Origin of the sequence: Burkholderia sp. COPS (genome assembly GCF_019425585.1) — a bacterium.
Classification (GTDB): Bacteria; Pseudomonadota; Gammaproteobacteria; order Burkholderiales; family Burkholderiaceae; genus Burkholderia; species Burkholderia cepacia.
The window spans coordinates 90,639-116,336 of sequence record NZ_WIXR01000034.1 but is presented as its reverse complement, the minus strand read 5'-3'; the positions used below and the strand labels follow the sequence as shown (position 1 = coordinate 116,336).

General features: G+C 69.3%; 22 protein-coding genes. 15 read left to right on the top strand and 7 right to left on the bottom strand.

The genetic code is table 11. The annotated features are described in order from the left end of the window. The first annotated feature begins 16 nt into the window (after nucleotides 1-16). The 3 genes from FOZ70_RS26190 (at nucleotide 17) to FOZ70_RS26180 (ending at nucleotide 3,476) form a co-directional block, all read left to right on the top strand. Entirely contained in the window at nucleotides 17-1,171 is a 1,155-nt protein-coding gene (locus FOZ70_RS26190) for a pyridoxal phosphate-dependent aminotransferase (RefSeq protein ID WP_021164078.1), read from the top strand. 72 nt (nucleotides 1,172-1,243) lie between these two features. Beyond that, complete coding sequence (locus FOZ70_RS26185) at nucleotides 1,244-2,032, top strand: ABC transporter substrate-binding protein (protein WP_048026164.1); 789 nt, start codon at nucleotides 1,244-1,246, stop codon at nucleotides 2,030-2,032. A gap of 13 nt (nucleotides 2,033-2,045) precedes the next feature. Next, a complete protein-coding gene (locus FOZ70_RS26180; protein WP_219707177.1) occupies nucleotides 2,046-3,476 on the top strand; it encodes an FAD-binding oxidoreductase in 1,431 nt (476 codons plus the stop codon). Between the two features lie 45 nt (nucleotides 3,477-3,521). Here FOZ70_RS26180 and FOZ70_RS26175 read toward each other — a convergent pair whose 3' ends face one another. Together FOZ70_RS26175 and cadR are read right to left on the bottom strand one after the other, a co-directional pair. Then, nucleotides 3,522-4,094 carry a PadR family transcriptional regulator gene (locus FOZ70_RS26175; RefSeq protein ID WP_021164267.1) on the bottom strand — a complete coding sequence of 191 codons (573 nt, stop codon included), beginning with the start codon at nucleotides 4,092-4,094 and terminating at the stop codon, nucleotides 3,522-3,524. A 68-nt stretch (nucleotides 4,095-4,162) separates the two neighbouring features. Continuing rightward, on the bottom strand, nucleotides 4,163-4,594 hold the full coding sequence (gene cadR / locus FOZ70_RS26170; RefSeq protein ID WP_014895515.1) for a Cd(II)/Pb(II)-responsive transcriptional regulator: 432 nt from the start codon (nucleotides 4,592-4,594) through the stop codon (nucleotides 4,163-4,165). A gap of 91 nt (nucleotides 4,595-4,685) precedes the next feature. Between cadR and FOZ70_RS26165 the strand changes: the two genes are divergently transcribed. Both FOZ70_RS26165 and FOZ70_RS26160 read left to right on the top strand, forming a co-directional pair. Further along, nucleotides 4,686-7,250 carry a heavy metal translocating P-type ATPase gene (locus FOZ70_RS26165; protein ID WP_219707176.1) on the top strand — a complete coding sequence of 855 codons (2,565 nt, stop codon included), beginning with the start codon at nucleotides 4,686-4,688 and terminating at the stop codon, nucleotides 7,248-7,250. Between the two features lie 10 nt (nucleotides 7,251-7,260). Further along, the gene (locus FOZ70_RS26160; protein WP_059649986.1) at nucleotides 7,261-7,629 is read left to right on the top strand and encodes a zinc ribbon domain-containing protein; all 369 of its coding nucleotides are present in this window, start codon (nucleotides 7,261-7,263) and stop codon (nucleotides 7,627-7,629) included. A gap of 159 nt (nucleotides 7,630-7,788) precedes the next feature. On the opposite strand, the gene FOZ70_RS26155 is transcribed toward FOZ70_RS26160, so the two are convergent. Beyond that, on the bottom strand, nucleotides 7,789-8,667 hold the full coding sequence (locus FOZ70_RS26155) for an AraC family transcriptional regulator (RefSeq protein WP_021164104.1): 879 nt from the start codon (nucleotides 8,665-8,667) through the stop codon (nucleotides 7,789-7,791). A gap of 277 nt (nucleotides 8,668-8,944) precedes the next feature. On the opposite strand from FOZ70_RS26155, the gene FOZ70_RS26150 reads away from it, so the two are divergent. From FOZ70_RS26150 to eutC, 4 genes are all read left to right on the top strand, one after another. Next, the gene (locus FOZ70_RS26150; RefSeq protein ID WP_048026172.1) at nucleotides 8,945-10,408 is read left to right on the top strand and encodes a mechanosensitive ion channel; all 1,464 of its coding nucleotides are present in this window, start codon (nucleotides 8,945-8,947) and stop codon (nucleotides 10,406-10,408) included. Nucleotides 10,409-10,655: 247 nt separating this feature from the next. Beyond that, nucleotides 10,656-12,068, top strand: a complete 1,413-nt coding sequence (gene eat / locus FOZ70_RS26145; protein WP_048026174.1) for an ethanolamine permease — start codon at nucleotides 10,656-10,658, stop codon at nucleotides 12,066-12,068. A gap of 95 nt (nucleotides 12,069-12,163) precedes the next feature. Next, nucleotides 12,164-13,561, top strand: coding sequence for an ethanolamine ammonia-lyase subunit EutB (locus FOZ70_RS26140; RefSeq protein ID WP_219707175.1), 1,398 nt, complete (start codon nucleotides 12,164-12,166; stop codon nucleotides 13,559-13,561). Continuing rightward, nucleotides 13,558-14,352 carry an ethanolamine ammonia-lyase subunit EutC gene (gene eutC / locus FOZ70_RS26135; protein ID WP_021164100.1) on the top strand — a complete coding sequence of 265 codons (795 nt, stop codon included), beginning with the start codon at nucleotides 13,558-13,560 and terminating at the stop codon, nucleotides 14,350-14,352. The genes FOZ70_RS26140 and eutC overlap by 4 nt, the downstream gene beginning before the upstream one ends. A 98-nt stretch (nucleotides 14,353-14,450) precedes the next feature. Here the strand turns inward: eutC and FOZ70_RS26130 are convergent, their stop codons facing one another. After that, a complete protein-coding gene (locus tag FOZ70_RS26130) occupies nucleotides 14,451-15,335 on the bottom strand; it encodes a LysR family transcriptional regulator (protein ID WP_021164099.1) in 885 nt (294 codons plus the stop codon). A gap of 155 nt (nucleotides 15,336-15,490) precedes the next feature. Between FOZ70_RS26130 and FOZ70_RS26125 the strand changes: the two genes are divergently transcribed. Further along, entirely contained in the window at nucleotides 15,491-17,104 is a 1,614-nt protein-coding gene (locus FOZ70_RS26125; RefSeq protein ID WP_219707174.1) for an MFS transporter, read from the top strand. 108 nt (nucleotides 17,105-17,212) lie between these two features. On the opposite strand, the gene FOZ70_RS26120 is transcribed toward FOZ70_RS26125, so the two are convergent. Beyond that, on the bottom strand, nucleotides 17,213-17,641 hold the full coding sequence (locus tag FOZ70_RS26120; RefSeq protein WP_226194039.1) for a pyridoxamine 5'-phosphate oxidase family protein: 429 nt from the start codon (nucleotides 17,639-17,641) through the stop codon (nucleotides 17,213-17,215). Between the two features lie 320 nt (nucleotides 17,642-17,961). On the opposite strand from FOZ70_RS26120, the gene FOZ70_RS26115 reads away from it, so the two are divergent. From FOZ70_RS26115 to FOZ70_RS26105, 3 genes are all read left to right on the top strand, one after another. After that, the gene (locus tag FOZ70_RS26115) at nucleotides 17,962-19,488 is read left to right on the top strand and encodes an aldehyde dehydrogenase family protein (protein WP_027788684.1); all 1,527 of its coding nucleotides are present in this window, start codon (nucleotides 17,962-17,964) and stop codon (nucleotides 19,486-19,488) included. Between the two features lie 366 nt (nucleotides 19,489-19,854). Beyond that, the gene (locus FOZ70_RS26110; protein WP_059863971.1) at nucleotides 19,855-20,400 is read left to right on the top strand and encodes a hypothetical protein; all 546 of its coding nucleotides are present in this window, start codon (nucleotides 19,855-19,857) and stop codon (nucleotides 20,398-20,400) included. Nucleotides 20,401-20,605: 205 nt separating this feature from the next. Beyond that, nucleotides 20,606-21,637 carry a helix-turn-helix domain-containing protein gene (locus tag FOZ70_RS26105; RefSeq protein ID WP_042978041.1) on the top strand — a complete coding sequence of 344 codons (1,032 nt, stop codon included), beginning with the start codon at nucleotides 20,606-20,608 and terminating at the stop codon, nucleotides 21,635-21,637. 128 nt (nucleotides 21,638-21,765) lie between these two features. Here FOZ70_RS26105 and FOZ70_RS26100 read toward each other — a convergent pair whose 3' ends face one another. Continuing rightward, nucleotides 21,766-22,908, bottom strand: coding sequence for an ADP-heptose--LPS heptosyltransferase (locus FOZ70_RS26100; protein WP_219707173.1), 1,143 nt, complete (start codon nucleotides 22,906-22,908; stop codon nucleotides 21,766-21,768). Then, nucleotides 22,905-24,608: a thiamine pyrophosphate-binding protein gene (locus FOZ70_RS26095; protein WP_059678233.1), complete on the bottom strand. Its 1,704-nt coding sequence runs from the start codon at nucleotides 24,606-24,608 to the stop codon at nucleotides 22,905-22,907. The genes FOZ70_RS26100 and FOZ70_RS26095 overlap by 4 nt, the downstream gene beginning before the upstream one ends. Nucleotides 24,609-25,021: 413 nt before the next feature. Here FOZ70_RS26095 and vapB point away from each other — a divergent pair, with 413 nt between their 5' ends. Together vapB and FOZ70_RS26085 are read left to right on the top strand one after the other, a co-directional pair. After that, entirely contained in the window at nucleotides 25,022-25,258 is a 237-nt protein-coding gene (gene vapB, locus FOZ70_RS26090; RefSeq protein ID WP_048025212.1) for a type II toxin-antitoxin system VapB family antitoxin, read from the top strand. Beyond that, entirely contained in the window at nucleotides 25,258-25,659 is a 402-nt protein-coding gene (locus tag FOZ70_RS26085) for a type II toxin-antitoxin system VapC family toxin (protein WP_059857586.1), read from the top strand. Before vapB ends, FOZ70_RS26085 begins: the two co-directional genes overlap by 1 nt. Nucleotides 25,660-25,698 lie beyond the last annotated feature (39 nt).

Here is a 25,698-nt window from a genome sequence, read left to right as displayed (position 1 = left end):
ATCAGAAGGAGGAGTCATGCGAAGCGCCACCGCGCCCCGTTCGAAACTGCCCGACGTCGGGACGACGATCTTCACGGTGATCGGCCAGCTGGCCGCCCGGCACGATGCGCTGAACCTGTCGCAGGGGGCGCCGAATTTCGCGCCCGATCCGGCGCTCGTCGAAGGCGTCGCGCGCGCGATGCGCGACGGGCACAACCAGTACGCACCGATGGCCGGCGTGATGGCGCTGCGCGAGCGGCTCGCGGAAAAGACCGAGGCGCTGTACGGCGCGCGCTACGACCCGGCCACCGAGATCACGGTGATCGCGAGTGCGAGCGAGGGGCTGTACGCGGCGATCAGCGCGCTCGTGCACCCGGGCGACGAGGTGATCTACTTCGAGCCGTCGTTCGACAGCTATGCGCCGATCGTGCGGCTGCAGGGCGCGACGCCTGTCGCGATCAAGCTGTCGCCGGAGCACTTCCGCGTGAACTGGGATGAAGTGGCGGCCGCGATCACGCCGCGCACGCGGATGATCATCGTCAACACGCCGCACAACCCGACCGCGACCGTGTTCTCGGCCGACGATCTCGAGCGGCTCGCGCAGCTCACGCGCGACACGGGCATCGTCGTGCTGTCCGACGAGGTCTACGAGCACGTCGTGTTCGACGGCGCGCAGCACCAGAGCGTCGCGCGCCACCGCGAGCTGGCCGAGCGCAGCGTGATCGTGTCGTCGTTCGGCAAGTCGTTCCACGTAACGGGCTGGCGGGTCGGCCATTGCCTCGCGCCGGCCGAACTGATGGACGAGATCCGCAAGGTGCACCAGTTCATGGTGTTCTCGGCCGATACGCCGATGCAGTTCGCGTTCGCGGAGATCCTCGCGCGGCCGGACAGCTATCTCGGCCTGTCGGCGTTCTACGAGGCCAAGCGCGACCTGCTCGCGCGCGAGCTGGCCGATTCGCGTTTCGAGCTGCTGCCGAGCGAGGGCTCGTTCTTCATGCTCGCGCGTTTCCGGCACTTCTCGGACGAAAGCGACAGCGATTTCGTGCTGCGCCTGATCCGCGACGCGCGCGTCGCGACGATTCCGCTGTCGGCGTTCTACACCGACGGCACCGACGCCGGCGTGATCCGGCTCAGCTTTTCGAAGGACGACGCGACGCTGGTCGAAGGCGCGCGGCGGCTGCGTTCGCTGTAACCCCCCGTACGGCATCCGGCCACGGGCATCCGGCGACGGGTACGTCGCATCGACCAGACACAGGAGATCACGATGAAGCACACGGCCACCCTGAAACTCGCGTTCGCACTCGCGTGCGCCATCGGTTCCGGCGCGGCGCTCGCCGATGCGCAGACGCTGCGCTTCGGCCTCGAGGCGCAATACCCGCCGTTCGAATCGAAAGCGCCGAACGGCGACCTGCAGGGCTTCGACATCGACGTCGGCAACGCCGTCTGCCAGACGGCGAAGCTGTCGTGCAAATGGGTCGAGACGTCGTTCGACGGCCTGATTCCCGCGCTGAAGGGCCGCAAGTTCGACGCGATCAACTCGGCGATGAATGCGACCGAGCAGCGGCGCCAGGCGATCGACTTCACGACGATCATCTATCGCGTGCCGACCCAGCTGATCGCGCGCACCGGCAGCGGCCTGCTGCCGACGCCGGAATCGCTGAAGGGCAAGCGGGTCGGCGTGCTGCAGGCGTCGATCCAGGAAACCTTCGCGAAGGCGCACTGGGAGCCGGCCGGCGTCGCGGTCGTCGCGTACCAGGACCAGAACCAGGCGTATGCGGATCTGGTCGCGGGCCGTCTCGACGCGACGCTCGTGCTCGCGCCGTCCGGCCAGCGCGGCTTCCTGTCGCGTCCGGACGGCAACGGTTTTTCGTTCGTCGGCCAGCCCGTGCACGACGACCGGATCCTCGGCAGCGGCATCGCCTTCGGGCTGCGCAAGGGCGACAGCGCGCTGAAGGCGAAACTCGATGCGGCGATCGACAAGCTGAAGGCGGACGGCACGGTGAAGTCGCTCGGCCTGAAGTATTTCGGCGATATCGACATTTCGGCGAAGTAAGCGGGGCTGCGCGATGCAGAACCGGAACACGACCGCCGCGGGCGGCGAACCGGCGGGCACGCCGCTGTCGGGTGACGCGCTCGAAGCCGTGCTCGTCGCCGAACTGGGCGATGCGCTCGTCACGCGCGCGGCCGACATCGATCCGCGTTATTTCACCGCCTACAACGAGCCGGCCGGCGCGCGGCCGCGCGCGCTGGTGCGCCCGCGCTGTGTCGACGACGTGTCGCGCACGCTCGCGCTGTGCGCGCGGCTCGGCCAGGCGGTCGTGCCGCAGGGGGGCCTGACGGGGCTCGCGCGCGGCGCGGTCGCGCTCGGCGGCGAGGTCGTGCTGTCGATGGAACGCTTCACGGGCGTCGACGCGCTCGACGCGGCGGCCGGCACGATGACCGTGCGCGCCGGGACGCCGCTGCAGACGGTGCAGGAAGCCGCGGAAGCGGCGGGTTTCACGTTCGGTGTCGATCTCGGCGCACGCGGCTCGTGCCAGATCGGCGGGATGCTCGCGACCAACGCGGGCGGCACGCGCGCGATCCGTTACGGGATGATGCGCGAGCAGGTGCTCGGGCTCGAGGCCGTGCTCGCGGACGGCACGGTCGTGTCGTCGATGAACCGGATGCTGAAGAACAACGCGGGCTACGACCTGAAGCAGCTGTTCATCGGCAGCGAGGGGACGCTCGGCGTCGTCACGCGTGCGGTGCTGCGGCTGCATCCGTTGCTCGCCGCGCCGGCCACGGCGCTCTGCCGCGTGCGCGACTACGACGCGGTCATCGCGCTGTGGCATCGCGTGCGCACGCTGCCGGAGGTCGTCAGTTTCGAGGCGATGTGGCCGGCGTTCTACGATTACGTTGCGCGCCACACGCCGGGCGTCTCGGCGCCGTTTGTCGGCGACGACGGCTTCGCGGTGCTGATCGAATGCGCGACGAGCGCACCGGGCGGCGATGCGCACCAGGCGCTGGAAACCGGCCTCGCGGCGGGAATCGAGGCCGGGCTCGTGGAGGATGCGGTGCTCGCGACGTCGGAGCGGCAGGCGCGGGACTTGTGGACGCTGCGCGAAGGCCTCGCGATCGACGCGCTGCCGCATCTGGTCAATTTCGACGTGAGTTTGCCGACCGGCGAACTCGGCGTGTTCGCCGAACGCTGCGAAGCGGCGCTGCGCATGCAATGGCCGGATGCCGTGTGCCTGTTCTTCGGGCACGTCGGCGACGGCAACGTGCATATCGGCGTGTCGCTGGCCGGGATGAGCGATGCGGACGCCGATGCGCTCGATCACTGCGTGTACGCGGTGGTGCGGGACATGGGCGGCTCGGTGTCGGCCGAGCACGGGATCGGCGTGCTCAAGCGGCCCTATCTCGCGCACACGCGCAGCGACGCGGAAATCGGGCTGATGCGACGCCTGAAGGCCGCGCTCGATCCGGGCGGCATCCTGAATCCCGGCAAGGTGCTTTGACGGCGGCGTTGCCTGCCGCTGCCAGGCGCACGCCTGCGTGATTCGTCAGCCGTCCACCCAGCGCAGCGCGCCGATCTTCAGGTGTTCGACGACGCTGCGCGCCCATCCGAGCTCGGCATTGAGCAGCACGAGCGCATGTTCGTTCTGCAGCAGGAACAGGCGCGGCACCTGGTCGGCCTGCGCGGCGTTGCGCAGCGTTTCGAGGCGCTCGCGCTCGGCGTCGAGCCGGGCGATCCGAAGCTCGAGCTGGTGGCGGGCATCTTCGGCGTCGAGCAGCGGCAGGAATGCGAGGCCGGCGCCGAACGCCGGGAATTCGCGCGCGGGCTCCGCGAGCAGCGCATGCAGCCACGCCTGCCCGGCCGTATGCCCGGCCTCGGTCAGCGCATACAGCGTGCGCTCGGGAAACGCGCCATCGCGCTCGGTGTCGTGAACGGCGATCAGGCCGTCGCGCAGCAGCCGGTCGATCGTCTGGTAGAGGCTCGTGCGCTGCCGAACGTTGACGACTTCGTCGTACCCGCGGGCCTTCAGTTGCTGCAGCATCCCGTACGGATGCATCGGCGTTTCGGTGAGCGTCGCGAGGACGGCCAGCGCGAGCGGGGACGGGCGACTAGCGGACATGAATAGTTATCGTATATCTAGTAAGAATATAACTATTCTCGGCGAAACTATCATATTCGACAAGGGTTTCAGCCGAGGTGCGAGCGCTTCGCGGCCGGTGCGACGGTTTCCATCGTCGCGAGACCGTGCACGATGCCGCAGTCCTCGACCGAATGCTCGCCGACGCATTGCCGGCGCAATTCGGTGAGCTGGTCGCGCAGATGCGTGAGTTCCGCGAGGCGCGCATCGACGTGGCCGATGTGCTCGTCGAGCAGCGCATTGATCGAATCGCAGGGATCGGCCGGCGTGTCGGTGAGCTGCAGCAGCGCGCGGATTTCGTCGTGGGCCATGTCGAGTGCGCGGCAGTTGCGGATGAAGCGCAGCCGTTCGACATGCACGTCGGTGTAGTTGCGGTAGTTCGAGTCGGTGCGCTCCGCATCCGGCATCAGCCCCTCTTTCTCGTAGAAACGGATCGTCTCGGGTGTGCAGCGGGCCGCCTTGGCCAGTTCGCCGATCTTCATGTCTTTCTCCCGTGCAAGGGTTGACCTTGTAGTGGCTTCAGGGTGTTAACTCTACTCCGTCAAGCCATTGAAAGCCATTGAGGAGGTTGTCATGACCGATGCCCAGCGTACCCACGACCCACGACACCGTCATGCCGGCGGCGCCGATGCGTGCTGCGCCGATTCGCGCGACACGCAGACGGCGACCGTCGTCGACGCGGTGCCTGCGGCCGGCGAGCGCGCGCACGGCCACGACCATGATCACGGCGATCACGGCGATCACGGCGACGCGCATCGGCACGGCGCGGCGTGCACGCATGACCACGGCGCGCACGACCATTCGGGTCATGGCCACGATCATGCGGAAGGCAACGGCCATGTACACGGCGACGCGTGCTCTCACGACCACGGCAAGCACGACCATGCCGGTCACGACCACGACCACGACCACGACCACGACCACGCGGCCGGCAACTGCTGCGCGCCTGCCGCGCTGACGCTCGCGCCGCTGCCGGTCGCGCAGGCGACCGCGTCGGGCCACGTGCGCTCCGCGTTCCGGATCATGCAGATGGACTGCCCGACCGAGGAAACGCTGATCCGCAAGAAGCTCGGCGGGATGCAGCAGGTCTCGGCGCTCGAATTCAACCTGATGCAGCGGATGTTGAGCGTCGAGCACGTGCCCGGCGCGCAGCCGGCGATCGAAAGCGCGATCCGCTCGCTCGGCATGACGCCGGAAGCCGCGTCGGCCGACGCACCGGCAGCGCCCGCCGCGCCGCCGCCCGCGAAGCCGTGGTGGCCGCTGGCGCTGGCCGGCGTCGCCGCGATCGCATCCGAGGGCGCGACGTGGGCCGGGCTGCCGGTGTGGCTCGCGGCCGCGCTCGCGCTCGCCGCGGTACTCGCGTGCGGGCTCACCACGTACAAGAAGGGCTGGATCGCGATCCGCAACGGCAACCTGAACATCAACGCGCTGATGAGCATCGCGGTGACGGGGGCGATGGCGATCGGCCAGTGGCCCGAAGCCGCGATGGTGATGGTGCTGTTCACGATTGCCGAGCTGATCGAGGCGAAGTCGCTCGACCGCGCGCGCAATGCGATCCAGGGCCTGATGCAGCTCGCGCCGGACACCGCGACCGTGCAGGACGCCGATGGCTCGTGGCGCACGATCGAGGCCGCGCAGGTGGCGCTCGGCGCGGTCGTGCGCGTGAAGCCGGGCGAGCGGATCGGGCTGGACGGCGAGGTCGTCGCCGGCCGCTCGACGGTGAACCAGGCGCCGATCACCGGCGAGAGCCTGCCCGTCGAAAAGGCGACCGGCGACGCCGTGTACGCGGGCACGATCAACGAATCGGGTTCGTTCGAATACCGCGTGACGGCGGTGGCGGCCAACTCGACGCTCGCGCGGATCATCCACGCGGTCGAGGAGGCGCAGGGCGCGAAGGCGCCGACGCAGCGCTTCGTCGACCAGTTCGCGCGTGTCTACACGCCGATCGTGTTCGCGGTCGCGCTGCTGGTGGCGGTGGTGCCGCCGCTCGTCATGGGCGGTGCGTGGCACGACTGGATCTACCGTGCGCTGGTGCTGCTCGTGATCGCTTGCCCGTGCGCGCTGGTGATCTCGACGCCGGTGACGATCGTGTCGGGGCTCGCGGCCGCGGCGCGACGCGGGATTCTCGTGAAGGGCGGCGTCTATCTGGAAGAAGGGCGCAAGCTCGCCTGGCTCGCGCTCGACAAGACCGGCACGATCACGCACGGCAAGCCGGTGCAGACCGACTTCGACCTGCATGCGACCGATGCCGATGCGGTGCGGGTGCGGCACCTCGGTGCGAGCCTCGCGGCCCGCTCCGATCACCCGGTGTCGCAGGCGATCGCCGCCGCGGCCCGTGACGCCGGCACGACGGCATTCGCCGATGTGCAGGACTTCGAAGCGATCGTCGGGCGCGGAGTGCGCGGCACGATCGACGGCACGCGCTACTGGCTCGGCAACCACCGGCTCGTCGAGGAGCTCGAGCGCTGCTCGACGGCGCTCGAAGCGAAGCTCGATGCGCTCGAGCGGCAGGGCAAGAGCGTCGTGGTGCTGGTCGACGAAGCGCGCGTGCTCGGCATCTTCGCGGTGGCCGACACGATCAAGGACACGAGCCGTGAAGCGATCGCCGATCTGCACGCGCTCGGCATCCGCACCGCGATGCTGACGGGCGACAACCCGCATACCGCGCAGGCGATCGCGAAGCAGGCCGGCATCGACGACGCGCGCGGCAACCAGTTGCCGGAAGACAAGCTCGCGGCGGTCGAGGAGCTGTCGGCCGGCGGCGCGGGCGCGGTCGGGATGGTCGGTGACGGGATCAACGACGCACCGGCGCTCGCACGTGCCGACATCGGCTTCGCGATGGGGGCGATGGGCACCGACACGGCGATCGAGACGGCCGACGTCGCGCTGATGGACGACGACCTGCGCAAGATTCCCGCGTTCGTGCGGCTGTCGCGCGCGACGCATCGCGTCCTGGTGCAGAACATCGGCTTCGCGCTCGGCGTGAAGGTCGTGTTCCTCGGCCTCACGGTCGCGGGGCTCGGCACGATGTGGATGGCGGTCTTTGCCGACGCGGGCGCCAGCCTGATCGTCGTGGCCAACGGCTTGCGGCTGCTGTCGTCCTCCGGGGCGTTCGGCGGCGCGCAGGCCAAGCGTTGAGGAGCGGGCGATGAGCTTTCTGAAGCGAATCCTGGGCGGCCACGGCGGTGGCCATGGCAATGGCGGCCACGGCGGCGGAGGCGGGCATCACGGCGGGCAGCGCCGGGACGCACACGGCGGCCACGATGCGCGCGGCCGCGATCGCCACGGCTGGGGCTGGCAGGCGCCGGCCGACACCAGTGGCGGGCGAGGCGGCCAGGGCGGCAACGTGCCGCTGAGCCAGCTCGCGTGCGCCGGATGCGGCGCGCTCAATGGGGCCGATGCGCGCTTCTGCGCGCAGTGCGGCGCGGCGCAACGCGGCAAGGCCTGCAGCCGCTGCCATGCGGCGCTGGCGGCCGACGCGCGGTTCTGTCCCGGCTGCGGGACGCAGGCGGCTTGAAGCTGTCCGCGCGTTCTTGCCGGCTGCGCATGAGCACAGGCCGGCGCGCTTCGTTCGACGGCCAGCGCACCAGCCTGCCCGATATCGTCCCGGGCGGGTTCGCGCCGGCAATATCGTCGCGGTCCGTCCAGATACACGGCTCCACGACGCACCCTTCGATTAGCGCAGCGGCAGGTAGATCTCGGTACGCAGGTCGGCCGGCGCCGCATCCATCGGCGTGTTGAGGTACAGCTCGAACGGCGGCGCGTCGGCGGCTTCGCGGCCCGAATGACGCAGCCAGTCGCCGTAGAGCCACTGGTAGGCCGTCTTCAGGTCCGCGTACGGCCCCGTGTGCAGCAGCACCGCGTATTCGCCGCCCGCGACCGTCGCGCGTTCGACCGGCGGCACGGGCTCGACGTCCGGCGCGCCGTCGGCCGGCATGAAACACGCCTTCGCGCGCAGCTGCGCTTCGGGCGTCGTGTCCGGATCGTCGTAGAAAATGCCGATCATCTTCGCGCCCGGGCCGATCAGCCCGTGCTGCCCGACCCAGGCGCCGATCCGCCCGAACGCGTCGCCGACCTTCAGGTACGCGCCCGTGTGCGCCACCGCGTAGCCACGCAGTTCCGGCAGCCGCCGGATTTCGACTTCATGCTTGAACATGTCTTCCTCTCCTCTCTGTAGTGGATAGATGGGCCGGTGGCTGCCCGTGCGCCGGTGCTGCGCGGGCGGCACACCGTATGCGTCGCGAAACGCCCGCGCGAACGCGTGCGTCGAACCGTAGCCCGCGCGCCGCGCGATCTCGTCGATCGGACGCGCCGTGCACACGAGATCCTCGGATGCGCGCACGATCCGCATCCGCCGCACCGTCAGCACGATCGATTCGCCGTACAGCGCGCGATAGACGCGCTGCCAGTGATACGGCGACAGGCACGCGACTTCGGCGAGCCGGTTCAGGTCGAGCGGGCCGTCGAGGTGCGCGCGGATGTATTCGTGGACGCGCGCCACGCTTGCCGCGTAGCGGGCCCAGGCAGGCTGGTCGGGTTTCGTTTCGACGGTCATCGGCGTATCCGGCAGGAACCGACGCCACGGTAGCACGGTGCGAATTGATAAATCTTGCGGAAATACGCAGGCGCGCCGACCCGTCAGGCCCTTTTTCATTTTGACGAAATGGGGTCTTGCCCCTCTGCGATCTATGACTAAAGTTAAAGACGGTGAAATCGGGTGATCGCGTCATTTTTCTCGGGTAAGTTGCTCCGTCGGGGCAGCACGCTTTTCGAAGTACGCAGGTAGTTCGTCGATGTCCAATCGCAACACCACGTTTTCGGGAGAAGAAGAAATGGATGCTTCCAGCTTCATCACGTCGCTGCAGACCACGCTAGGGGGGTATCTGCCAAAGATTGCCGGCGCGATCGGCATCCTGGTGATCGGCTGGCTGATCGCCGTCGTGGTGCGTGCCGGCGCGATGCGTCTGCTCGGCGCGCTGAAGGTCGACCAGCGGATCAGCGAAAGTACCGGCCAGGGCGCATGCGTCGAGCGCATCATCGCCGGCGGCCTGTTCTGGCTCGTGCTGCTGGTCACCGCGGTGGGCATCTTCAACGTGCTCAACCTGTATGCGGTCTCCAACCCGTTCTCGCTGCTCGTCACCCACATCGTCAACTACCTGCCGAACCTGATCGGCGGCGCGGCGCTGACGCTGATCGCGTGGCTCATCGCGTCGTTGCTGCGCAGCCTCGCGAACCGCGCGCTGAAGGCGAGCAAGATCGACGACAAATTGTCCGAAGGCGCCGGCTTGCAGCCGATGAGCGGTTATCTCGGCGACGTGCTGTTCTGGCTCGTGATCCTGATGTTCCTGCCGGCGATCCTCGCGTCGTTCGCGCTGTCGGGGCTGCTGACGCCCGTGCAGGGGATGGTCGACAAGCTGCTCGCGATCGTGCCGAACCTGTTCGCGGCCGCGGTGATCGGCATCGTCGGCTGGATCGTCGCGCGCGTGCTGCGCGGTCTCGTGACGAACCTGCTCGTCGCCGCCGGTGCCGACCGACTCACGCAGCGTCTCGACAGCCCGACGCCCGTGCGCGTGTCGAGCCTGATCGGCACGGTCGTCTACGTGTTCGTGTTCGTGCCGACGCTGATCTCCGCGCTCGACGCGCTGAAGATCGACGCGATCTCGGTGCCGGCCACCAACATGCTGAACCAGTTCCTCGGCGCGGTGCCGGACATCGTCGCGGCGATCGTGATCGTGCTGGTGACGTTCTACTTCGCGCGCTTCGTCGCGTCGCTCGCGCAGAAGCTGCTGGAAGCCGCGGGCGCCGACGGGCTCCCGGCCGTGCTCGGCGTCGAACGCGTGTTCTCGGGGATGCTGCAGCCCTCGGTGCTGGTGGCGCGGCTGATCGTGTTCTTCGCGATGCTGTTCGCGTCGGTCGAAGCGGCGAACCGGCTCGGCTTCTCGCAGGTGCGCGACGTCGTCACGCTGTTCATCGAATTCGGCGGCCACGTGCTGATGGGCGGCGTGATCCTCGTGATCGGCGTGTGGCTCGCCAGCCTCGCGCGCCGCGTGATCGAGCAGGCCGACCGCGAGCACAGCGTGCTGTTCGCGCGCATCGCGCAATTCGCGATCCTCGGCCTCGTGTTCGCGATGGGGCTGCGCGCAATGGGCATCGCGAACGAGATCGTGCAGCTCGCGTTCGGCCTCGTGCTCGGCGCGATCGCGGTGGCGGTGGCGCTGTCGTTCGGCCTCGGCGGCCGCGAAGCGGCCGGCAAGCTACTCGACCGCTGGTTCAACCAGCGCGGCGGCGGGCAATAAGTCTTTCGCGTCGATCGTCCGTCCGGCCGCTGCGTGCGGCCGGCGGCGGCGGTCGCAGCGGGGCGGGCCCGGCATCGGTGCCTTTCGCGCAGCGGGAGGCCACCCAAGCCCGGAACAGGCGTTTCCGTCAGCGAAATGTCAGCCGCGATCTTTGCCGAATTTCGATAACACGTCGTTTAATGACTCTCTAGCATCGATTCTCAGTCGCGCAGGCCGCCAGGCCCGGCGCATTTGAGGAGAGAGTCCGATGAAAGCAGAGTCGAATGGCCGGCCCGCAGCCGGCGCCAAGTCGTCCGGCCAGCCCGCGCTGCAGCAGACGCTCGGGACCTGGCAACTGTGGGGCATCGCGGTCGGCCTCGTGATCTCCGGCGAATACTTCGGCTGGAGTTACGGCTGGGCGAGCGCCGGCACGCTGGGTTTCGTCGTCACCGCGCTGTTCGTCGCGGCGATGTACACGACCTTCATTTTCAGTTTCACCGAGCTGACGACGTCGATCCCGCACGCGGGCGGCCCGTTCGCGTATGCGCGCCGCGCGTTCGGCCCGACCGGCGGTTATCTCGCCGGCGCGGCGACGCTCGTCGAATTCGTGTTTGCGCCGCCCGCGATCGCGCTCGCGATCGGCGCGTACCTGCACGTGCAGTTTCCGGGGCTCGAGCCCAAGCATGCGGCGATGGGCGCGTATCTCGTGTTCATGGCGCTGAACATCGTCGGCGTGCAGATCGCCGCGACCTTCGAGCTCGTCGTCACGCTGCTCGCGATCTTCGAGCTGCTGGTGTTCATGGGCGTCGTGTCGCCGGGCTTCGCGTGGAGCAACTTCATGAAGGGCGGCTGGTCGGGCGCCGATCATTTCAGCATGGGCGCGTTCCACGGGATGTTCGCGGCGATTCCGTTCGCGATCTGGTTCTTCCTCGCGATCGAAGGCGTCGCGATGGCCGCCGAAGAGGCGAAGAACCCGAAGCGCTCGATCCCGATCGCGTACGTGGCCGGGATCCTGACCCTCGTGGCACTCGCGATCGGCGTGATGGTGTTCGCCGGCGGCGCGGGCGACTGGACCAAGCTCGCGAACATCAACGACCCGCTGCCGCAGGCGATGAAGTACATCGTCGGCGCGAACAGCGGCTGGATGCACATGCTCGTGTGGCTCGGGCTGTTCGGCCTCGTCGCGTCGTTCCACGGGATCATCCTCGGTTATTCGCGCCAGATCTTCGCGCTGGCCCGCGAAGGTTACCTGCCGGAGTGGCTCGGCAAGGTGCATCCGCGCTTCAAGACCCCGCACCGCGCGATTCTCGCGGGTGGCGTGGTCGGCATCGCGGCGATCTACAGCGACGAGCTGATCCAGTTCGGCGGGCAGACGCTGACCGCGAATATCGTGACGATGTCGGTATTCGGCGCGATCGTGATGTATATCGTGAGCATGGCGTCGCTGTTCAAGCTGCGCCGCACGCAGCCGAACATGGCGCGGCCGTTCCGCGCGCCGCTGTACCCGATCTTCCCGGCCTTCGCGATCCTCGCGGCGCTCGTCTGCCTCGCTACGATGGTGTATTTCAACGGGCTGGTCGCGCTGGTGTTCGTCGGCTTCCTCGCGGTCGGCTACGCGTACTTCCTCGCGACGCGTTCGCAGCGCGAGGGCGCGCCGGGCGACGCGCTGGTGGAGGAGTGAGCAGGTGAAGGTGAACGGCCGTTCCTGACGGCATCCGGCGCGCCCCGTCGAACGGGCGCGCCGTCGGCTTTTGGCAAGGCAAGGAGACTCGCACGATGTCCTATACGGAGACGATCGGCCCGCGCACGTACCGTTTCGCGGACCTGAAGACGCTGCTCGCGAAGGCGAGCCCGCTGCGTTCCGGCGACCAGCTCGCCGGTGTCGCGGCGGCGAGCGAGGAGGAGCGCGTGGCCGCGAAGATCGCGCTCGCGGGCGTGCCGCTGAAGGCGTTCCTGAACGAGGCGGTGATCCCGTATGAAGACGACGAGGTCACGCGCCTGATCGTCGACGATCACGATGCGGCGGCGTTCGCGGAAATCTCGCATCTCACCGTCGGCGACTTCCGCAACTGGCTGCTGTCGCCCGCCGCCGACGGCGCGGCGCTCGAACGGATCGCGCCGGGCCTCACGCCCGAGATGGTCGCCGCCGTGTCGAAGCTGATGCGCAACCAGGACCTGATCGCCGCGGCGAGAAAGCGCCGCGTCGTCACGCGCTTTCGCAACACGGTCGGGCTGCCGGGCCGGATGTCGGTGCGGCTGCAGCCGAACCACCCGACCGACGACGTGAAGGGGATCGCCGCGTCGATGCTCGACGGGCTGATGTACGGCTGCGGCGACGCGATGATCGGCATCAACCCGGCCACCGACAGCCTCGCGGCGATCGTGAAGCTGCTCGCGATGATCGACGCGTTCCGCGAACGCTACGGCGTGCCGACGCAGTCGTGCGTGCTCACGCACGTGACCAACACGATCGCGGCGGTCGAGAAGGGCGCGCCGGTCGATCTGGTGTTCCAGTCGATCGCGGGCACCGAGAAGGCGAACGCGAGCTTCGGCATCTCGCTCGCGCTGCTCGGCGAGGCGCGCGAGGCCGCGCTGTCGCTCAAGCGCGGCACCGTCGGCAACAATCTCATGTACTTCGAAACGGGCCAGGGCAGCGCGTTGTCGGCCAACGCGCATTTCGGCGTCGACCAGCAGACCTGCGAGGTGCGCGCGTATGCGGTGGCGCGCAAGTTCGAGCCGTTCCTCGTGAACACGGTGGTCGGCTTCATCGGGCCCGAATACCTGTACGACGGCAAGCAGATCATCCGCGCGGGGCTCGAGGATCACTTCTGCGGGAAGCTGCTCGGCGTGCCGATGGGCTGCGACATCTGCTACACGAACCACGCGGAAGCCGACCAGGACGACATGGACACGCTGCTGACGCTGCTGGGCGCGGCCGGCATCAACTTCATCATGGGGATTCCGGGCGCGGACGACGTGATGCTGAACTACCAGAGCACGTCGTTCCACGACCAGCTCTACGTGCGCGAGGTGCTCGGCCTGCGCCGCGCGCCGGAATTCGAGGAGTGGCTGGAGACGATGGAGATCGTCGACGCGCACGGTGCATTGCGCGCCGCGAGCTCACGCGTGCCGCTGCTCGCGGGCGCGAACGACTGGATGGGGATTTCGGCATGAGCGACGCCGTCGAAAAGAATCCGTGGGGCCAGTTGAAGTCGTTCACGAACGCGCGGATCGCGCTCGGCCGTGCGGGCAACAGCCTGCCGACCGCGCCGCTGCTGGCCTTCAACCTGTCGCACGCGCAGGCGCGCGACGCGGTGCACCAGCCGCTCGACTCGGACGCGCTGCGGCGCGAGATCGAGGCGGCCGGCCTGCTGCCGACGCTCGGCGTGCAGAGCGCCGCGCCGGACCGCGACCACTACCTGCGCCGGCCCGATCTCGGCCGCAAGCTGTCGGACGACAGCCGCGGGCTGCTCGCCGGTTACGGCGCGGCGCTCGACGATGCGCCCGATGTCGTGTTCGTGGTCGGCGACGGGCTCTCGGCGTTCGCGGCCGCGAAGCAGGCGCTGCCGCTGCTGCAGGCGGTGCGGCCGCGCCTCGACGCGGACGGCTGGCGGATCGGCCCGGTGGTGGTCGCGACGCAGGCGCGCGTCGCCCTCGGCGACGAGATCGGCGAGCTGCTGCGCGCGAAGGTCGTGGCGATGCTGATCGGCGAACGGCCGGGGCTCAGCTCGCCGGACAGCCTCGGCGTGTACCTGACGTGGGCGCCGAAGGTCGGCTGCCACGACGCGCTGCGCAACTGCATCTCGAACGTGCGGCCCGAAGGGCTGCCGTACGCGGCGGCCGCGCACAAGCTGCATTACCTGATGACGCACGCGCGCAGGCTCCAGCTGACGGGCGTCGGGCTGAAGGACGACAGCGATGCGCTGTTGCCGCAGGCGGAAGCGGAGCGGATCGGGGCGGACTGAAAACGGTCGCACGCGGGCCGCTCCCGCATCGCGGGGGGCGTGCCGTTCGAGCGGCATGAGCGGCACGAGGGGCGGCTGTCGAGGCGCCCGCTACCCGGCTACCTGAACAGCCGCTCGCACAGAAAATCGACGAACACGCGCAGTTTCGGCGACAACTGCCGGCTCGACGGCCACACGATCGAGAACTGCCCCGGTGCGATTCGGTAGTCGTCGAGCACGGTGACGAGCGTGCCGTGTTCGAGCGCGTCGCGCGCGAGGAAGTCGGGCATGTAGCCGATGCCGAGCCCCGCGAGCACGGTGCCGCGCAGGGCTTCCATGTTGTTGCAGGTCAGTGCGGTGCGCAGCTTCGCCGGCGTGCCGTCGGCGGCCGCGAGCGCCCAGTCCTGCAGCTTGCCGGTGGTCGGGAAGCAGTAGCGCACGCATTCGTGCGCTTCGAGATCGCGCGGCGTGCGCGGCGTGCCGGCCCGCGCGAGATACGCGGGCGTCGCGCACAGCACGAACGCAAACGGGCCGAGCCGCCGTGACATCAGGCTCGAATCGGACAGCGGGCCGCTGCGGATCGCCGCATCGAAGCCGCCTTCGACGACATCCACCATCCGGTCGTTGAAATCGAGATCGAGCTCGACGTCCGGGTAGCGCTGCCGGAACTCGGGCAGCACCGGCAGCAGGAACCGGTAGCCGATCACCGGCAGGCTCACGCGCAGCCTGCCGCGCGGGCGCTGCGCCGACGCCGTCACGGTCGCTTCCGCGTCGCGGAAATCCTCGAGGATCCGCTGGCAACGTTCGTAGAAGTGGCGCCCCTCTTCGGTGAGGGTGACGCGGCGGGTCGTGCGGTTGAACAGGCGCACGCCCAGCGACTGTTCGAGTTTCGCGATCGTCTTGCCGACCGCCGACGCCGAGATGCCGAGCGCGCGGCCGGCCGCGACGAAGCTCAGCGCTTCGGCGGTGCGGACGAACGCGACGATGCCGGACAGGTTTTCCATTGAATCGAAGCGCGCACGACGACACGCGCTGTGAAGTGAATTGCGGAATTTTAGTCCGGTATATGCGGAACTTCGCGTGGTTTTTCTTCGATTGAATCGGATTTATCGTCTGTCGCTCTGACGGCGCATCCGCGCCGGCCTTTTGAGGAGCGATGATGGATCAGCCTTTTTCAGCCGCATCGACGCAGTCGGCACGCCGGCGCGCGTGGGTGCTGGCCGCCGTCTGCATGGCCGCCGTCGCGCTGCCGTTGTCGTTTTCGGGCGGCGCGGTCGCGACGCCCGCGATCGGCCGCGACCTGCACGGCGGCACGGTCGCGATGAACTGGATCACCAACGCGTTCATGCTCGCGTTCGGCAGCTGCCTGATGGCGGCGGGCGCGCTGGCCGACCAGTTCGGCCGCAAGCGCGTGTTCGCGATCGGTGTCGGCGGCTTCACGCTGATGTCGGTCGCGCTCGCGTTCGCGCCGTCGATGCTCGCGGTCGACCTGCTGCGCGCCGCGCAGGGGCTCGCGGCGGCCGCGGCGCTCGCGGGCGGCACGGCCGCGCTCGCGCAGGAGTTCGACGGCGCGGCGCGCACGCGCGCCTTCAGCCTGCTCGGCACGACCTTCGGCATCGGGCTCGCGTTCGGGCCCGTGCTGGCCGGCGCGCTGATCGGGCACGGCGGCTGGCGCACGATCTTCGTGACGAGCGCGGTGGCCGGCGGGCTGTCGCTCGGCTTCGGGCTGCCACGCATGCACGAGTCGCGCGACCCGCACGCGACGGGGCTCGACTGGCCCGGCACGGCCGCGTTCACAGCCGCGCTGACGCTGTTCACGTTCGGCGTGATCGAAGCCCCCGGACGCGGATGGTCGAACGCGCTCGTGATCGCGCTGCTGGCCGGCGCGGCGCTCGGCGCCTGCGCGTTCGTCGCGATCGAGACGCGGGTCGCGCGGCCGATGCTCGACTTGTCGCTGTTCCGGATCGCGCGTTTCGTCGGCGTGCAGGTGCTGCCGGTGTCGACCTGCTGCTGCTACATCGTGCTGCTCGTCGTGCTGCCGCTGCGCTTCATCGGCATCGACGGCTTCAGCGAGATCGACGCCGGCTGGCTGATGCTCGCGATTTCCGCGCCGATGCTGGTCGTGCCGCTGGTCGCGGCGACGCTCACGCGCTGGCTGACTGCCGGCGTGATCTCGGGGCTCGGGCTGCTGATCGCGGCGGCCGGGCTCGTGTGGCTGGACGTCGCGCTGCGCGGCGGCGCGGGGCCGGCGGCGATCGCGCCGATGCTCGCGATCGGCGTCGGGGCCGGGATGCCGTGGGGGCTGATGGACGGGCTGTCGGTGAGCGTCGTGCCGAAGGAGCGCGCGGGGATGGCGACGGGCATCTTCAGCACGACGCGCGTGGCCGGCGAAGGGATCGCGCTCGCGATCGTCGGCGCGGTACTGGCCGCACTCGCGCAGACGGGGCTGCGACAGGCGGCGGGCGCAGCCGGCACGCCCGACGCGACGCTGCGTGCGGCCGCGCGGCTCGCGACCGGCGATCTCGCGGGCGCGGCGGCTGCATTGCCGGATGTCGGCCATGCGGCGCTGCTCGCGAGTTACGCGCATGCATTCGACCGGTTGCTGATCGGGCTGGCGGTCGTCACCGTGCTGTGTGCGCTGGTGGTGTTCGTGTTTCTCGGCGGGCGGCGGGTGGCTGCCGAAGCGGGCGACGGTGCCGGCCGGCACGCACATGCCGACGCGCCGGTGCGCAGCTGGATCGATGCGGCCTGCACGGAAACGCGCGGGCGTTGAGCGGCGTATCGCCATGCATGGGCGCTTCGGCCACGGCAGCCGGAGCGCCGCGCCGTTTCATCGTCGTTTGCGTCGCGAGTCGACGATCCGTCCAGCGCATCGCGTGAATCACGCCAGCACCAGCGGCGGCAGCGCCGCATCCGCGCGCGCCTGCGCCCGTTCCACGTCAACCACCACATAGCGCCGCGCGTCCGGCCACAGATGAGCGCGGCCTTGCACATCCTCGTCGATCGTCGCGCGGCCCTGCACGAGCCAGGTCGTCTGGCGCACGAAATCGACGAACAGCAGCGCGACGGCCGGATTCACGAGCAGGTTGCCGATCGTGTTGAACAGGTTGTTGCCCGCGAAGTCGGGCAGCACGAGCGTGCGGCGGTCGGGGACGTCGACGAGCGGCTCGAACGAGCCGTCGGCGCGCGGCTGGCGGCCGCGGTACGAGCAGTCGCTGTTGCCGCCTTCGTCGGCGGTCGCGACGATCAGGAACGCCTGCTCGCGGATGAACGCGATGGCGTCGTCGGTCAGGGGGCCGCGGTCGTTCATGGTGTCGGTCGGCGCACTCGCCGTTGCGTGGAAACGCACGATGCGCACGCAAGCGACATGCCACGCGTCGCGGCCGGCGTCCGCCTGCCCGCGCGCCCGCGCACTGTGGAAATTTCGCACACCGGCCCGGCTGCTGCGCAATCGCGCTGTTCAGAATGGGTACACCCGCCGTGCTGCGTGGGTGAACACGGCACGGTGCGCACGCGGGCCGGCCGTGGTCGCCGTGCTTCCGTCCCGTTTGGCACGCATGTTGCGTAAACCGACGCAGCGCGATCCAACCGGCGCTGTACGCACACAAGCACGATGAACAGGAGACATGTATGAACCCGTTTGACCTGAAACAACTGGGCCTCGACGTCGAATACCCGTACCGTCAGCAATACGACAACTACATCGGCGGCAAGTGGGTTCCGCCGGTGAAAGGCGAGTATTTCGAGAACGTGTCGCCGATCAACGGCCAGCCGTTCTGCCGCATTCCGCGCTCGGGCGCCGACGACATCGAGCTGGCGCTCGATGCCGCGCATGCCGCGCGCCGCAAGTGGGGCAAGACGTCCGTGGCCGAGCGCGCGAACCTGCTGCTCGCCGCCGCCGACCGGATGGAAAAGAACCTGAAGCTGCTGGCCGTGGCCGAGACGATCGACAACGGCAAGCCGCTGCGCGAGACGATGGCGGCCGACCTGCCGCTCGCGATCGACCACTTCCGCTACTTCGCGGGCTGCATCCGCGCGCAGGAAGGCGGCATCTCCGAGATCGACGACAACACCGTCGCGTACCACTTCCACGAGCCGCTCGGTGTCGTCGGCCAGATCATCCCGTGGAACTTCCCGCTGCTGATGGCCGCATGGAAGCTCGCGCCGGCGCTCGCGGCCGGCTGCTGCGTCGTGATGAAGCCGGCCGAGCAGACGCCCGCGTCGGTGCTCGTGCTGCTGGAGCTGATCGGCGACCTGTTCCCGGCCGGCACGATCAACATCGTGAACGGCTTCGGCAAGGAAGCGGGCGAAGCGCTCGCGACCAGCAAGCGGATCGCGAAGATCGCGTTCACGGGCTCGACGCCGGTCGGCAAGCACATCCTGCGCGCGGCGGCCGACAGCCTGATCCCGTCGACGGTCGAACTGGGCGGCAAGAGCCCGAACATCTTCTTCGCCGACGTGCTCGACCAGGACGACGCGTTCCTCGACAAGGCGCTCGAAGGGCTCGCGATGTTCGCGCTGAACCAGGGTGAAGTGTGCACGTGCCCGTCGCGGATCCTGATCCAGGAATCGATCTACGAGAAGTTCATCGAGAAGGCGGTCGCGCGCGTCGAGCGCATCAAGGCCGGCCACCCGCTCGACCTGCAGACGATGATCGGCGCGCAGGCGTCGCAGCAGCAGCTCGACAAGATCCTGTCGTACATCGACATCGGCCGCGGCGAAGGCGCGCAATGCCTGACGGGCGGCGAACGCACGGCGCCGGCTGCCGGCCTCGACACGGGCTACTACGTGAAGCCGACGATGCTGCTCGGCAACAACAAGATGCGCGTGTTCCAGGAAGAGATCTTCGGGCCGGTCGCGTCGGTGATGACGTTCAAGGACGAGCAGGAAGCGATCGAACTCGCGAACGACACGTTCTACGGGCTCGGCGCGGGTGTGTGGACGCGCAACGGCACGCGGGCGTACCGGATGGGCCGCGAGGTCGAGGCCGGCCGCGTGTGGACCAACTGCTACCACCTGTACCCCGCGCACGCGGCGTTCGGCGGCTACAAGCAGTCGGGGATCGGCCGCGAGACGCACAAGATGGCGCTGTCGAACTATCAGCAGACGAAGTGCCTGCTGGTCAGCTACCAGGCGGAGGCGCTCGGGTTCTTCTGACCGGGGCGTCGACGCAGTGGCGGAGCGCCGGGATCGGCCGGCCGGCAGGGCAGCGCCGGCCGGGACGATCGCCGGGGTTCGTTGGCGGGGCGCGTGGCGCGCGGGCTGCGTTCAACCTTCGATGGCCGGGTGACGTTTGCCCGTCCGTCGGGCGTTGCGCATGCGGGTGCGATGCGGCGGCTATCGGCTACCTGCTATCGGCTGCTGGCCGTCGTCCCATCCGGTCACCCGGCGCTTCGCCAGTTTCGACTTCGACATCCGACCCCCGGTGTCGGCCGAGCATCGTCGCGGCCGGCGCCGGAAACGATACCGGCCGTCGTGTCGTCGCTGCGGCACGGCGCGCCGATGCGTGTAACGAAAACCAGCATGGCTGAACTGCCCCGATCCTTTCCGCGTCACCCCGTGTTCCATGCGGGCGAACTCGACGCGCAGCACCGCTTCGGCGTGGCCGACGAAGCCGAGCGGATGAGCGACGTGGTGACGACACGCGTGAGCATCGGCGTGCGGCAGTTCGTCGAATCTCAACCGTTCATGTTCATCGCCACTGCGGGCGGCTCGCGCGCATCCGTGACCTGCGACATCGTGCCGGGCATGCGCGACGCGAACGGCGATCTGCTGCCGGTCGTCCGCGTGATCGACACGAAGACGCTGCGGTTCGCGTTGCCTGCCGCCCCCGGCGACGGTGGCCGGATCGATGCGGCGGCATGCGACGGCAGCGGCGTCGGGTTGCTGTTCGTCGACTTCGTGCGCGGCATCCGCTACCGGATCAACGGTCGCGCGACGCTGCGTGCCGATTTGCCCGAAGCGGACGCGGCGCCCTGGCCGGCCGGAAGCGCGATCGTCGAGCTGGCGGTCGCGCAGGCGTATGGCAATTGCGGCACGCGGGTCGTGCGGCTGAAGCCGGCCGGGTAGCCGGGATTCGGCGGCCGGCGGCGGTCGAGATGCGCGGTCGTCGCGCGGATCGCACCGGCGGCGTGCGCGGCACGCCGCCTTCGGGTGCGCCCGGATGGCGCGCAACGGCCGGACAACGTGGAATGACGGGCCGTTCGCCGAACCGCGCGGTTCGGCACGGGACTTGCGTGACAGACGCGGTTCCGGGCAGGTGAGGGAGGACACGATGGACCAACACGTGGCGTGTAGCGAAGAACCGACAGCCGAAGACACGCGGCGCAACGCGCAGGGCGACGACGCGCTGGCCGGGCAGGCGGTCGTCAGCGTCGCGCATGACGCCGACGAGCAGGCGCGCAACCTGATCGGCTGGCGGCAGACCTACGACCAGCTCGCGGCCGGCCGTTTCGTCGGCACGCTGACCGAGCTGCCGCTCGACACGATGAAACTGTTTCGGGAATCGACGAGCCACCTGCTGCGCCAGGCGTGCGAGGTGCGCGGCGACGCGTACTGGTTCGGCATCCCGCTCGTGAGCGACGGCACCGCGCGCGTCGATGCGTGCCGCATCGGGCCCGGCGCGCTCGCGTTCCGGCCCGGCAACGTCGAATTCGAACTGGTGACGCCCGCGCAGTTCTCGATCTACGGCATCGTCGTGCGCGGCGACGTGCTGCGCCGTTATGCGGAGGAGGTCGAGCACCGTGCGCTCGACGAGCGGCTGTTCACGCAGCGCGTGATGCAGGTCGGCGATGCGCGGCTCGCGCGCCTGTGCGCACTGCTCGGCCGCCGGCTCGACGGGGCGGTGGCGATGGCCGGCCCGCTGGCCGATGCGCAGCGCGACGACCTGCAGGCCGAGGTGCTGGCCGCGCTGTTCGACGTGTGCGCGCAACCGGCCGACGACGATGCCGGCCGCGCGCCGTCGATGCGCCGCTGGATCGTCGAACAGGCGCGTGACTACGTGCTCGCGCACCGCACGCGCCCGGTCGGCGTGCCCGAACTGTGCGAGCAGTTGCACGTGAGCCGGCGCACGCTGCAGTACTGCTTCCAGGACGTGCTCGGCATGGCGCCCGCCACCTACCTGCGCACGCTGCGGCTGAACGGAGCGCGGCGCGACCTGTGCGGCCGCGCGGCCGGTTCGGTGCAGGACGTTGCGGAGGCGTGGGGCTTCTGGCATCTCAGCCAGTTCGCGACCGATTACCGGCGACTGTTCGGCAAGCGGCCGTCGGAGACGCTGCGCGATCGCGCGGTGATGGTGGCGGGGTGAGCGCGGGGCGGTAGTCGGGGTGAGCCTGGCTCGGGCTCAGGCTCAGGATCAGGATCAGGCTCAGCTCAGCTCAGCTCAGCTCAGCTCAGCTCAGCTCAGCTCAGCTCAGCTCAGGCGGTGCGGGCACGCTATTGCGCTGTCGGCCACGCAGCGGATGCTCGCGTCCGGTTTTCCTGATCAGCGGTCGCCGCGGCTTTGCGCGGCGCGGGCCAGGCCAGCGCGTCCCAGTCGATCGCCCGGTAAGCGGCCTCGACCGCCGCGAGATCGGCCGGCCGCTCGCTGCGATGCAGCCCGTGCAATTCGGCCGGCACGTCGAGCGCGACCGGCACGCAATGCGGATAGTCGCGTACGCGCAGCGCCGGCTCGATCGTTGTAAAGCACGCGAGCGTCGGCACGTCGAAACCGTCGGCAAGGTGCAGCGCGGCCGTGTCGGGCGCGAATAGCAGGCTGGCGCCCTTGACCCATGCGATGAACCGGGCCGTATCGCCTGCCGCATCGGCGCTCACGTCGACATACGCGGGATGCGCGACCGGTCCGAACCCGGCCACCGGCAAGCCGTAGCGCCGGGCCAGCTGTTCGACGAACGTTGCCCGGAGGGCAGGCGGCACGCTGCGCAACGCGGTGCTCGCGTTCGGACAGAACAGCACGTACGGACGCTGCCATTGCGCAGGCAACGCGGGCAACGGCAGCCGCGCGAGCCAGCGGTTGCGCCTGGCCGATGCCGGCACCGAGGCAGGCTCCACGCCGAGCGCGTCGAGGAAGAAATCGATCATCGGCAACCGGGCAAACGCGGGCCAGTACAGGTGATTGCCGACGTCGATGCACGGCGCGTCCGCCGGCAGCGCGTCGGCGGGGTACGGCAGCGCGCGCGACGGCGCGACGATGTCGGCCGCGAGCGCGTACAGCGCATCGACGTAGCGCGGCGCGCGGGCGGGCCGGTACAGCATGAAGCCCAGGCCCGGATGCGCTGCGCGCAGCGCGGCCAGGGCGGTGAGCCCGATCACCGAATCGCCGAGCGTGACCCCCATCCCGTTGATCACATGCACCTGCCGTGCGCGGCCATAGTCGAGCCGGAACGGCCGGTGCGCCGCGTGCAGCAGGCCGAGCGCGGGCGCGGCCGCCACGTGGCCGGCGGCACGCGCGGCGCCGTGCTCGAGGTCGTAAGGCGCGACGAGCGTGCCGTCCGGTGCGAGCAGCGTGCCGGGGAGTGCCAGCGCGTCGTCGTGCGACAGCGCGGCGGCAGGGGGCGCGGCGTGCGTGCTCACCGTCATCCGCCGCGCGCGCGGCGGCCCTGTTCGCGGATCTGTTCGAGGGTCGCGGCCGGCGTGCTGGCGTCCTGCGGGATGCGGATCTCGATCAGCGCGGGCAGCCCGCAGGTCAGCGCGCGTTCGAGCGCGGGCGCGAAATCGGCGGTGCGCTCGACGGTCTCGCCATGCGCGCCGAATGCGCGCGCATACGCGGCGAAATCGGGATTCGTGAGCCCCGTGCCGTGCACGCGGCCCGGGTAGTTGCGCTCCTGATGCATGCGGATCGTACCGAAATGGCCGTTGTTGACGACGATTGCCACGATGTTCAGCCCGTACTGCATCGCGGTCGCGAGCTCGTTGCCGGCCATCATGAAGCAGCCGTCTCCCGCGAGCGCGACGACGGCGCGCGACGGGTACAACGACTTCGCGGCGAGCGCGGCCGGCAGCCCGTAGCCCATCGCGCCGCTCGTCGGCGCGAGCTGCGAGCGGAAGTGCCGGTACGCGAAGTGGCGATGCAGCCAGATCGCATAATTGCCGGCGCCGTTGGTGAGGATCGCGTCGTGCGGCAGGCGCTCGCGCAACTGCACCATCACGTCGCCGAGCTGGACGTCGCCGGGCATCGGCAGCGGCGCATGCCATTCGCGATACGCGCGATGCGCGTCGGCGGCGCTGCCGGCCCACGCGGGATGCTCGGGCGGCTCGAGCGCGGCGAGCGGCGCGGCGATCTCGGGCATCCCGGACACGATCGGCAGGTCGGCCGCATACACGCGGCCGAGCTCGTCCGCGCCCTGGTGCACGTGAACCAGCGTCTGGCGTGTCTTCGGGATGTCGAGCAGCGTGTAGCCGCCGGTCGTCGCTTCGCCGAGCCGCGGCCCGATCACGAGCAGCAGGTCGGCGTCGCGGATGCGCTTCGCGAGCGCGGGGTTGATCCCGAGCCCGACGTCGCCCGCATAGTTCGGGTGCGCGTTGTCGATCGTGTCCTGGTAGCGGAACGCGCAGGCCACCGGCAACTGCCAGCGCTCGACGAAGGTGCGCAGGTTCGCGCACGCGTCGGGCGTCCAGCCGCTGCCGCCGACGATCGCGAACGGACGCTCGGCGCGCGCGAGCCGCTCGCGCAGCTCGTCGAGCTGCGCGGCCGACGGCGCGGCCGCGACGCGTTTCGCGGCCGGCACGACGGGCTGCGGCGCGCAGGCTTCGGACAGCACGTCCTCCGGCAGCGCGAGCACGACCGGGCCGGGCCGGCCGGCGGTCGCGACGTGGAACGCATGGCTCAGGTACTCGGGAATGCGGCGCGGATCGTCGATCTGCGCGACCCATTTCGCCATCTGGCCGAACATCCGCCGGTAGTCGATTTCCTGGAAGGCTTCGCGGTCGAGGTGCTCGCGCGCGCACTGGCCGACGAACAGGATCATCGGCGTCGAATCCTGGAACGCGGTGTGCACGCCGATCGACGCATGGGTCGCGCCGGGCCCGCGCGTGACGAACGCGATGCCGGGGCGGCCAGTCAGCTTGCCGACCGCCTCGGCCATGTTCGCGGCGGCCGCCTCGTGGCGGCAGACGACCGTCTGGATGCGCGCGGTGTCGTCCGCCAGCGCATCGAGTACGGCGAGGAAACTCTCGCCGGGCACGCAGAACACGCGTTCGACGTGATTGGCGAGCAACGCATCGACGAGCAGTCGCGCGCCGGTGGTGGCGGGCTGCTCGAGATCCTTGGAATGCGACATGGGCTGCCGTCTCCCTGGGTAGCGGGACGTACAGCTTACGCCTGTCGGCCGGGCGCCGGTACGCCGGCCGGTGAAAAGTGTCGGAACCCGGAGCGGGTCGGGCGGCGCGTCTTGCGTGCTCGCCGGGTTCGGCTGGCCGAAAGGACGACTGGTGCGTGATTGCCGGACGGTGGACAGTGGAGGCTGCCGGCATCGAGCCGGACAGGACGATCCGCTGCCACGGTCAGGCGGGTGGCGAATTGCGTCGAACCCCGTGTCTTTTCGCCGCAATTGACCGGCCGCCGGCAGTGGATATCTCCGGCATATCGCGAGCCGCCCGCATGATCACTTCGGAGCCGTGTACACACATGGATTTACATTGCCTCGGAAACACCCTAAAGTACATCCATCGTACACACGCATGGGAGATCGACATGCATACCACGAGGGTGTTCCGGAACGGCAACTCGCAGGCCGTACGGATTCCGGCGGACCTTGCCTACGAGCGCAGCGATATCGAGCTCGAAATCGAACGGATCGGCGACGAAATCCGTATTCGTCCCGTGCGACGGCCGTTGGCTGGCGTGCTCGAGAAGTTCGCGAAATTCGCACCGGATTTCATGGCTGAAGGGCGTGGCGACCACGAGCAGGCCGACCGCGAGGGTTTGTGATGCCGCGCTACATGCTCGACACCAACATGTGCATCTATTTGATGAAGCATCAGCCGGAACAGGTCGCGAAACGATTTGCCCAGTGCTACACGGGGGACGTCGTGATGTCGGCGATTACGTACGCCGAGCTCGAATACGGCGTGGCCGCGTGTGCGAATGCGGTCCGGGAGCGCCGCAACCTTGCCGACCTGATCGAGGATATTCCGGTTGCGCCGTTCGACGCGGCGGCCGCGCAAGCGTACGGCCCTGTTCGCGAAGCGACCCGCGAGCGGAAGAGGGATCATCTCGACAAACTGATCGCGGCGCACGCGGTGTCGCTCGACGCCGTGCTCGTGACCAACAACGAGCGGGAGTTCGCGAGTTACCCGGGGTTGCGGCTGGAGAACTGGCTGAACGACTAGCGTGCCCGGTCATGTCCGGCGGCACGGCAGGGTATCGAT